Below are 9,537 nucleotides of genomic sequence, written 5' to 3'. Positions count from 1 at the left end.
TGCATGGCTTCAGGATGGTCTTCGACGCCGGGCGGCGTGTCCAGAACCACGAGATCGGCGGCGTCCTCAGCCTCGATCTCAGCAAGCCCCTCGGCGGCTTGATCAATGGGGACTGCGTAGACATCGATGGCCGGAGCCTCAGGCGGTCGGCGACCGATGGAATTCGACAGTGTCGCCTGCCGGTCGAAGTCGACCACCGCCGTGCGGAGGCCTGAATGGCTGGCGCATACCGCCAAGTTCAAAGCATGGGTAGATTTTCCCGACCCGCCTTTGGCGCTTGCAAGCAGAAGGTATTTCATCCGTCTTGCTGTGGCGGGTTTCGATGGCTTTGAAGCCTCCATGCTTTTAGCCTTGCGCCCAGTTGCTGACATCATAGACCTTGTCACTGAATTTCCTACCAGAGTATCCATACTACGTTGATGATTAATGAGACAGCATCATCTGCTCGTACCGCCGCTACGAGGAAAGTATGCTGACGACATTGTCAAGCGTGCATGACATTGTCGTCAGCCGAGGTCATATCACCTGAAATACCCTTGGTGCATTAAGGTCAATGTAGATGCAGTAGGCCCTCACTCTCTGATCGTTTACTCGATGCGGACGGAGTCCAAGCGTCCGACAATCGATCATGCAGTTGAGAGACGACGTGCCGATGGTCACCAAGGATGCGCTTGTATCTCGACATCGCGGTTTTTGCCGGAGAGCCTTTGCTTCAGTCAGTTTTTCGCTGCCAGTTCAACCGGCCACTTTCGGCAAGCGATGGATGTGGCTGTCACAGTGCGTCGAGTCGGCACTTGGTCCCGGAACTGCGGTACGGACTTGGTCAGTTTCCCGATTGATGGGTGTGACGATCTGACGTGAGGACTTCCCCTGATGAGGGTCGGCATGGTTGGCTAACGGCATGTCAGAGCCTGTTCGCAGACGGCTCGTGCCAGCCGATGCTGATCGGGATGCTACTTTGAGGAGAATGAGGGCTGACGCGCGGGAGGGCAGCAGGCTATGTCTGTGGCCATCGCCAACAGCCACCGGATCCGCAGCATATGGGCACCGCCTTCACACCCGCCAAGACTTCTTCAGCCTCGTGGGATGCTTTCAGTGACGTCGATGCCTTCGTTGACGCAGTGCTGGCGGAGCTCGCGGCCATGGCGGTGGATGGCACCCGGTCGACCCGCTCCGGGCCGAAGTCGCCATTGACCGGAGCGGCGCTGCGCAGAGCGATCACGGCAAACTGGTGCGTGTGCTTCTGCGGCATGCAGTGGCGCGCCATCGGTCTGCTGTGCGACATTGCGTTCGGCACGCTGTACACGCTGTTCGCTCGCTGGACCCGCCTCAGCCTGTGGCGACGCCTGCTCAACCGCTTGATCCTGGCCTGGCGGCAGGTCTGCGGCGACACTGCGGAACCCAGCGCCGTCATCGTCGACAGCCGCTTCTGTCATTCGGCACCGACTTGCTTCGGGCGCGGCTTCGACGGCGGCAAGAAGATCAAGGGTATCAAAATCCACCTAGCCGTGGATAAATACGGCTTCCTGCTGGCGATCAACGTCTCCGCAGCTAACATGCATGACAGCAAGGGCATCGTCCCAGTGCTGCATCAGCTTGCCGGCTGCGGCTTCAAGGGAACCGCCCTGGGCGATCTCAGCTATCGCGGTCAACGGCTGTCCAAGGCCGGCGAGGCGCTTTTCATCAGCATCCAACCCAGCGCTGGCGGTCACGGCGGAACCTTCATCCCGGAGGAGATTCGGTGGGTGGTTGAGCGCTCCCTGGCTTGGGTTAGTCGCTACCGCCGGTTGAATACCATCTTTGAGCGGACCGAGGAGCACCTCGTCGCTTTCATCGAGATCGCCTTCATCTCCATCCTGTCCCGCCGCTTGGTCCGCCTTGTCACCCAGCAAGTTAGCGCCTGACGTCTGTCGCGGTAGGGACAGGAGTTGCCTCCTGCCCCCCGCGCAGATCCCGGCGTGCGGCTTTCCCGCACCGGGCTCCTGTCGAAGGTCAGACGCGACCGGCATTCGGGGCTTGGGCGGCCCATCCAGTTCCGATCCGTGGGCTCAGGCTGTTGGTGACATGCCGGTTCCGGCTCTGTGTCCGGAGCATGCGTTGGCCTTTACCCTTCCTTCGACCGGCCGCCTTCCCTCCACACTCTCCGCCCCCGACCCGTCGGCCGGTGTTGTTCGAGGCTTCATCGGTACTATGCAGTCGTCCGACTCCTCATACCTTCCCCGGCAGCGTCGTCCATAGGACTTCCTGTCGTGGCCCGGGATCGCCGTGGCGACTGCGGGCAGCATGAGGTCTCCCAGGTTCCGACACGATCCTTGACGGCTCGAACTGGTCTCAGACCCCGGTGGAGCGACGGTCCCTCGCATAACGGTCCCGCACATGTTGCCTGCGGCGGTTTGCAGCGCCTCGGCCTCCACGGTAAGAGTCTTTCGAGGCTCAATACAGTCCTCATCGTCTCGCTGTGTACGCTTCAAGACCATCGTCGCCGATGATCCTGCAACACTCGCTACCAGGCGGGCGCTACCCCCTTCCTGGACCGGACTTCCACCGGCTGGATCGCGCCAGCTTCGCCTGGCGCGCACAAACAGACTCTGAATTTTCAGAATTTACGGTTCCTGATTCTCCCGACTGCCAACGTTCCTGTGATAATGCCCTTTAGAGCGCTTCGCGAGCCCAATGGGATGGCGGGATCGTCGATTATCGATATAACATCCATGTCAGGGATGTTTTCGTCCGTCCAAGGGAGCAGGCTGTGACCGCACGTAGCTACATCATTGATGTTGAAAGCCTCCCGGCTTGCAGCTCTACTGAGGTGCAGGACAATTGGGGCAAGGTTGTTCGAGAAGTGCGATCCAAAGGCCGCATTGCAATTTTGAGCGATGGCTATGCTGATTTGGTCATCATGTCCAGGGAAGAATACGACAGAGTGATGGTGGCGTTGTCTGCTCCGTCTGCGGCTACAACCGATCCTGTGGTTGATCTGACGAGGCGCTTCGATGAGCGTATCGCACGGATAAATGATGGCACCATGGCAGGCAAGACCCTCAGACTGCGAGCCATGACAGGCCAGGTGCCGAACCCGCCTATCGCCGGCGTGAGTTTCTAAGACGGTGCCCATGATGGGGGTTCTTCCACATTTTCAATGCACACGCAGAAGATGTGGACGGACAATAGCAGTGTTGTATATTTTCTGCCGGCGTTGCCCAGCTGTCGGCATGATCATGCGGCGGCAAGAACCGGTTCTGTCAGGTTTCAGGGCAAGCAGTGCAGTGAGCACACGCCTGACTACTATAAGCTGTATCAGGCGGCGGAGATCAGGTCCCGCAGCGCGGCTACGCGCTGCACGTGGATGTCCCGCCGACGGGCAAGCGAGATGTTCTGGTTGATGTAGGTAGCCGGTCGCAGGAAGTTGCGGACCTCATGGAAGGCTCGGCAGAAGCGATGAGCCGCATTGAAGTTCTTGAAGCCGCGCATTGGCCGATAGCGCCCTTTTATGCCCCGGTGATTCTGCTCGATCACGTTGTTTTTGTACTGGCTGGTGCGGTGATTGGCGTCCGTGCCGAGTTCGTCGGCGATGGCCCTGGGGTAGCTGGTGTGTCCGTCGGTGGTGACCTGCTCGGGCTCGACCTGAGTGACCGACCTGGCCGAGCGGAGGAACGCCTTGGCCGCTGCCATGTCGCGGTTTTCGCTCAGGTAAACGTCGACCAGGTTACCGTCTCGATCGATCGCCCGGTAGAGATAGCACCACTCCCCGGCGATTTTGAGATAGGTCTTGTCGACGTGCCAGCAGCGGCCGGCTTTGCCGGCGCGCCGCTTGCGCAGGCCCTCGGCGAGCAGCGGCGCCAGCTTGGCTTCCCAGTCCCGAACCGCTTCGTGGGTGAACACGATGCCGCGGATCAGGAACATTTCCGCCAGATTGCGCAGGCTGGGCTTGTAGCGCAATCTCCAGAGGACCACGAGAAACACGATGTCCGTCGGCACCTCGACCCGGTTCAGTGCCGTGCCGGTTCGCTCGTTGAACCGCCGCCCACACTCCCGGCACCGGAAACGCCGGAAGCCATGAACCGTTCGCCCCTCCCGCTCGCGGGTGGACGACGATTGGCAATGCGGGCAGGCCATGGCGGCTCTCTTGATCTCTCAAAATGGGCCGGGGAACCTATCCACTGATGGCGCTTTCGGCAAGCTGCCCTGAAATCTGACAGAACCTCACTGGAGCATGCGAAGCAGGATGGATTGATCCGTCCGGACCTGCGGCGTGCTGAATTAGTGGCTTGGCGGCAGAAACGCATGGGCGAACCAGTAACAACGCGTGCTGATCTGGAAACACGACGGGAAAAGCTGCGGCGTGACAGGGACAATTTGGAAGCGGAATTGCGCGAGATTGAGGAAGCGTTGGCAAAGATTGTTGAATAGTGCTCCTTAGAACAGGTGAGATGCCATCATCTCCCGCTGCTTCTGCCAGCTTTCGCGGGAATTAGAGGAAAGTGCAGATACAAATAGCAGTGTAGGTAGTTCATCTTGGCTCTCTTGATCGCTCAAAACGGATCCGCAAATCCAACCGCCAACGCGTCTTCCTACAAGTTGCCCCGAAATCTTATTAAATTTGCCAAAAGCCCTCATCTCCTATGGCCGAGCCTCTGGCAAATCTTCAAGATCGACAGCCGAATCCGTGAAGCCAACCCCTTACTGCCCGTTTCTCACCCATTCGTCTGGGGGACTTTAGGTGCAGACATCATTGGAATTGTCACTAGTCCTGCACCTAAAGTCCCCACTCCGCCACCTCGTGGCTGTCTGGCTAGCGCCGTCCTTCTCACCTGTTGCCTCGCAGTCTGCAGTCACGCGGAAGAGTGGGGACTTTAGGTGCACAATGTTGCACGCACCTAAAGTCCCCACTTGGCTTTCGGCGTCGATTGTTCCTCAGGTAGTGGGGACTTTAGGTGCAAGCGGCGCCGAAAGCTCGGATTTCGCTAATAGCTCTGTGAGTTGCACATAAGTTCCTATTCTCTCACCTGTACGATTCTTCTCTCCTCGCCGATTTTGAAGTGAATCTTTCGGCTGCAACAAGGCTCAATCCGAACAACCATACCGACAATGCGGGGACTTTGGGTTCAAAACGTGAGTTATCCCAGGGACTTTAGGTGCAAAGCTCCGATCAATGCCGAAAACGTGCCTGCACCTAAAGTCCCCCATTGCGCTATGGGCATTGAAAGTAGTTGATTTCCAGAGGGGACTAGGAGGGTTTGATGGCTGACTTGCATGGATTGATAGCTCTACATGGTCGCGAGAGGGCGAAACAGCTGGTTGCGGAGAGTGAACGACGACTCGTTGATCTCGCGGCCAATGTAATGGAGAGCGAAAGCGAGACCGGCATCACGTATTCCGGCTTCTGCCTCACATCGCTACCACACCGCCAAATTGACCCTACTGCGATCTGGGAGCGCCCTGGCGAGAACCTCACGCTCGTCGTTATGCCTGGTACGTTGAGGATTAACGGCAAGACGACGCAATTCGGTGTACCATTCGGATCTCGTGCACGAATGATCCTCCTGTACCTTCAGTCTCAGGCTCAGAGAACTGGATCACCTGAAGTGGAATTAGGTCGCAGTATGAGGGACTGGATGCTCAGGATGAATGTTCCCCTGGGCGGGAAGTCTCGCGATCTCGTTCGCGAGCAAGCGAATCGCCTGTCGGCCTGTAACCTCACCTTCTTCTATCACGGCGACGAAGGGGAGGGCTTCGAGAAGGACTCAATCATCAAATCAGGGTTCAGGTTCGCCCATACGCCTGAAGTCGATCAGCCGAGTCCGTGGGTAGATTGCGTCAAGCTGGGCGACGTGTTCTTTAAGGCCATGATGTCCTCGCCAGTCCCTCTCCGTGAATCGGCTGTTCGGGAGATCAGCGGCAAGTCCATGGCCCTCGATATCTATGTCTGGCTTGCCTACCTGTTGCCAAACCTTAGAGCGGACAAGATGGTCGAATGGAGTGCCCTATACAGGCAATTCGGTGCTGGTTTTGAGGAGGCCAGGGTGTTCAAGCGGTGCTTTGTCGAACCGCTTAACATGGCTTTGGCGGTTTATCCGGAGGCAAAACTCCGAATGGTCGACAAGGGAGTAATGCTGAGTCCAAGCCGGATGCCTGTTGAGTCGAAAATTCATCTTGTCCGGACGATTGAAGGGCAAGGTAATTTAGACCTTTAAGATCGTGTCCTTATTAAGAACTGGTTAACGGTGTTAAACAAGACTGCCGCCACGATGGGCAAGCTGCCACTACGATCGAGAAGGCTGACACAATGGATTAAGAGCGCACAGATGGCGCAGGCGCAGCGGAGAAATTAGATCGTGTCACCGATCTAACACCCCCGCTGTGAAGCGCTTGGAACCTAAACTTAGACAGGAGATCGAATAACCTCCAAACACAACAAGTCCGAGGTTATTCGATAAATCAGTCCCTGCCAAGCGGAAAAGGCCGCTGACAGGAGAGCTGTACCTGTCTCCATCTTTTAAGGAGACGACTGATGAAATCAGAAAATCGTCGCTGGGGAGTCGTGTCCTCAGCATGGCTCGGACACCCTGCGATCGGCATCGATGAGTTCGCCGTGCTGTCATATCTCACGACCTATATGGCGCCGGACGGTTCCGGCATCGAGCCTAGCCAGGGACAGATTGCCCGTCAGCTCAAGGTGTCTAGGTCGCGGGTGAATCGGACCATCGCCCACCTCTGCGACGTTGGAATCTTGGTGAAGGAAAGACGCTATGAGTCTGGCGCCGGGGAAGTGGCCTGTCGTTACCGCATCCAGATCCACGCCGACGGCAATGTTGCCGCTGCCGACGTGCCCGTACCCTCTGTGCTCCGTCAGACCTGCGGCAATCGCGATGAAACGGTCAGTCGATCCGACATATCCCTGTCACAAGACGTGACACCCCCTGTATCCGATCATTACACGAATCAGGACTCTAAGATTCATACTTCCACCCCCAGGCGCGTGAGGCCCGAAAATGATTGGTCTTTACAACAAGAGCAGGGCAGGGAAGGCAGCGAACGAACCAGTCTGGAACCAACGCTGGTCGATGAACATTGGGTGCCGACGGCGGCCGATCTCACGTGGGCTGGAAAGCACTGTCCCAATCTCGACATCCTCCGGCACACCCAAGAATATATCACCGGTTGCCGCGCTAAGGGGCGGTTCTACCAGGATCACTCGGCGGCATGGCGAAGCTGGGCGCTGAAGAGTTGGGCCAGACTGCAGCAGTCAAGCGTGACGCCAAGTCATAGAGGCGGCGAAGGGCAGTGGCGGCGCACAGGCAAGACTGCTGCTTCCGCCGCCTCACTGCACGAGAGCAATCTTGCCGCGGCCGACGCCTGCATTGAGAGAATCAATCGTCGCCGGGGAGCCGCATTATGACCATCGTAGCCCTGAGGCGGACAACTTCACTTGCTGCTGCTCCAATTTGCGATCCCGAAGTGCAGATTCAGATCAGCAACGCGCTGTCCTTCGCCGAAGATCCGGCAGCGTTTCTGCCGGATGGTACAGAGCGAGTGGCCAGCTACTTGCCGGCCCTGATCAAGGAAGCGGAGGAAATCATGACACCGGTCGGCCCTTCGGAGGTTCTCCGCTGCTTGGCGGCATTCGCTGCGGATCGTGGCATCTCAATGACGGAGGACGACCTTGCCCTTGATCTCAGTGTCGAAATCATGGGCCTGTGGCCACGCGACCTGTTCAGGCAAGCTATTCGAAGCATGTGGACATCATGGCCTTCGCATTACCGCCGTCTTCCCGATGCCAACGCAATGCTCGAATCGATCAGGGAAGAGATGGAAAGGCGCAGGAAGCGGCTGGGCGATCTCCGACACTTGGCGCTGCGGTTGAGCAATGAATGGAAACAGGAGATGGATAGACGGACCGAGGAGATGCGGGCCTACAGCCGCAGGACGAACCCGTACAGTCTGGAGAAGCTAGCCACTGTTCCTGATAGTCGATCGTCTTCGGTCCCCCAACAATCAACTCGTCTTTAAAACGCTATTTGTTAAATAACTAAAATTTTTAACAAAAAATCGGAGTTCGGGGGTAGTACAGGACACCGGCGCAGGCACATGCGGACATGCTGATCAAAGCAGCCGCATGATAAATGTTGCCACTGGTTCGGTCTAGCGGGCAAGTGTCGGCCAGCAGGGAACCCTGACATACGTCTGGGCCGCCAAGGGCAGCCGGCCTCGCCGGCCCACGGACCTCCGCGACGAGTGGGCCTACATCTTCGGCGCCGGAGCTATAGCGGAATTTGGGTGACGAGGTGATCAGGCGGCGGTGTGTGATGTCGGCACGCTGACCTTGATGCCATCGCGGAATTTGACGCCCCGAATGACTTTGGGCAACTGGTTTTCACCCTGAAGCCGTCGCCAGGTTCTGGATGCTGCCGAGATCAGCTTGAAGACCATGAGCTTGGCGGTGTCCTGGGAAAGCGCGCCCTTGGTGCGGACCGTCCGGTGCCGGACCGTGGCGAAGACGCTTTCTATGGGGTTTGTTGTCCGCACGTGATCCCAGTGCTCGGCGGGAAAGTTGTAGAAGGCCAGCAAGGCATCACGATCTTTGGTCAGGCATTCGACGGCGCCGGAGTACTTGGCGCCGTACTTCTTCTCGAAGGTATCAAGAGCACGCTCCGCCGCTTTGAGGTCGGGCGCCATCCAGATTGCATATTTTCATTGATTTCGGACAGTTGTGTTCATCGAAACCGACCGCTCATGTTCATGGAAACCGGACAGCCGTTTTCATGATTTCGACCACCTGTTTTCAAGCAGGACAGCACACGTAGAAGGCGAGTTGAGCGTCTGACCTCACAGGCGCGGTATGACTGTCTCTTTGGTCCAGTCCAGGGGGACGAAGCATGCCGCGGGAAAGGTCAGACATGCGACGAGTGAAGGAACTTCTGAGGCTGGCCCACGAGCTGGGCTATTCCAAGCGGCAGATCGCGCAGTCGATCCGCATGCCGAAGACGACGGTGAGCGATTACCTGGCCCGCGCCGCGGCGGCTGGAGTTCGCTACGCCGATGTTACCGGGATGAGCGAGGAGGCGGTGGAGGCGCTGCTGTTTCAGCGGGCCGAACTGCCCGGGCAGCGGCCGATGCCGGACTGGCAGTGGGTTTCGGCCGAGCTCGGCAGGCGCGGCGTCACCCTGATGCTGGTCTGGGAAGAATATCGCCAGCAGCATCGCGACGGCTACAGTTACAGCCAGTTCCGGCGCCACTACCTGGATCACACCAGCGCCAGCACCGAACCCCGGATGCGGCGCGAGCATGCTCCGGGAGCAGCCTGCGAGGTCGATTATGCCGGCATGGCGCTGACCATAAGCACGGCCGAGGGACCGCGCCAGCCCAGCATCTTCGTCGGCTGCCTGCCGTTCTCCGGCTATCTCTACGCCGAAGCGACCTGGACCCAGACCGCCGAGGACTGGCTGGCCAGCCATGTCCGCCTGTTCAGCCACCTTGACGGGGTCGTGCCCAAGCTGGTGCCCGACAATCTCAAGACCGGCATCACCCATGCCAGCT

At 58.3% G+C, this 9,537-nt stretch carries 9 protein-coding genes and 2 pseudogenes; 8 read left to right on the top strand and 3 right to left on the bottom strand.

All coding sequences use genetic code 11. The features are described 5' to 3' along the window. Window positions 1–341, bottom strand: a 341-nt coding sequence (locus tag AC5JJ6_RS27645) for a ParA family protein (RefSeq protein WP_496045146.1), incomplete at its 3' end; no start/stop codon positions are given. A 699-nt stretch (window positions 342–1,040) separates the two neighbouring features. Here AC5JJ6_RS27645 and AC5JJ6_RS27640 point away from each other — a divergent pair. Beyond that, window positions 1,041–1,904, top strand: a complete 864-nt coding sequence (locus AC5JJ6_RS27640; RefSeq protein WP_496045145.1) for a transposase — start codon at window positions 1,041–1,043, stop codon at window positions 1,902–1,904. 845 nt (window positions 1,905–2,749) lie between these two features. Next, window positions 2,750–3,103 (top strand): type II toxin-antitoxin system Phd/YefM family antitoxin, encoded by a 354-nt coding sequence (locus tag AC5JJ6_RS27635; protein WP_496045144.1) that lies wholly within the window; start codon window positions 2,750–2,752, stop codon window positions 3,101–3,103. 194 nt (window positions 3,104–3,297) lie between these two features. On the opposite strand, the gene AC5JJ6_RS27630 is transcribed toward AC5JJ6_RS27635, so the two are convergent. After that, the gene (locus AC5JJ6_RS27630) at window positions 3,298–4,116 is read right to left on the bottom strand and encodes an IS6 family transposase (RefSeq protein WP_496045143.1); all 819 of its coding nucleotides are present in this window, start codon (window positions 4,114–4,116) and stop codon (window positions 3,298–3,300) included. 114 nt (window positions 4,117–4,230) lie between these two features. Between AC5JJ6_RS27630 and AC5JJ6_RS27625 the strand changes: the two genes are divergently transcribed. The 5 genes and pseudogenes from AC5JJ6_RS27625 to AC5JJ6_RS27605 form a co-directional block, all read left to right on the top strand. Further along, window positions 4,231–4,410, top strand: a complete 180-nt coding sequence (locus AC5JJ6_RS27625) for a hypothetical protein (protein ID WP_496045142.1) — start codon at window positions 4,231–4,233, stop codon at window positions 4,408–4,410. An 830-nt stretch (window positions 4,411–5,240) separates the two neighbouring features. Further along, complete coding sequence (locus AC5JJ6_RS27620; protein WP_496045141.1) at window positions 5,241–6,194, top strand: replication protein RepA; 954 nt, start codon at window positions 5,241–5,243, stop codon at window positions 6,192–6,194. A 317-nt stretch (window positions 6,195–6,511) separates the two neighbouring features. Next, on the top strand, window positions 6,512–7,399 hold the full coding sequence (locus AC5JJ6_RS27615; protein ID WP_496045140.1) for a hypothetical protein: 888 nt from the start codon (window positions 6,512–6,514) through the stop codon (window positions 7,397–7,399). After that, window positions 7,396–8,010: a hypothetical protein gene (locus tag AC5JJ6_RS27610; RefSeq protein ID WP_496045139.1), complete on the top strand. Its 615-nt coding sequence runs from the start codon at window positions 7,396–7,398 to the stop codon at window positions 8,008–8,010. Before AC5JJ6_RS27615 ends, AC5JJ6_RS27610 begins: the two co-directional genes overlap by 4 nt. Window positions 8,011–8,149: 139 nt before the next feature. Beyond that, a pseudogene (locus AC5JJ6_RS27605) lies at window positions 8,150–8,257 on the top strand (IS630-like element ISAli3 family transposase); the annotation flags it as partial. A 32-nt stretch (window positions 8,258–8,289) separates the two neighbouring features. On the opposite strand, the pseudogene AC5JJ6_RS27600 reads toward AC5JJ6_RS27605, so the two are convergent. After that, window positions 8,290–8,673 (bottom strand): annotated as a pseudogene (locus AC5JJ6_RS27600) (transposase); the annotation flags it as partial. Between the two features lie 224 nt (window positions 8,674–8,897). Between AC5JJ6_RS27600 and AC5JJ6_RS27595 the strand changes: the two are divergent. Next, the coding region (locus tag AC5JJ6_RS27595; protein ID WP_496045138.1) for an IS21 family transposase at window positions 8,898–9,537 on the top strand (640 nt) is incomplete at its 3' end.

It is taken from the genome of Skermanella sp., from assembly GCF_059503625.1.
Note: the sequence above shows the minus strand (reverse complement) of the source record. Positions and strands in the feature narration are given on the sequence as shown.

Coding starts and splice junctions, on each gene's coding strand:
- AC5JJ6_RS27610 (WP_496045139.1), top strand. CDS start 7,396: ATGACCATCGTAGCCCTGAGGCGGACAACTTCACTTGCTGCTGCTCCA.
- AC5JJ6_RS27615 (WP_496045140.1), top strand. CDS start 6,512: ATGAAATCAGAAAATCGTCGCTGGGGAGTCGTGTCCTCAGCATGGCTC.
- AC5JJ6_RS27630 (WP_496045143.1), bottom strand. CDS start 4,116: ATGGCCTGCCCGCATTGCCAATCGTCGTCCACCCGCGAGCGGGAGGGG.
- AC5JJ6_RS27640 (WP_496045145.1), top strand. CDS start 1,041: ATGGGCACCGCCTTCACACCCGCCAAGACTTCTTCAGCCTCGTGGGAT.
- AC5JJ6_RS27620 (WP_496045141.1), top strand. CDS start 5,241: ATGGCTGACTTGCATGGATTGATAGCTCTACATGGTCGCGAGAGGGCG.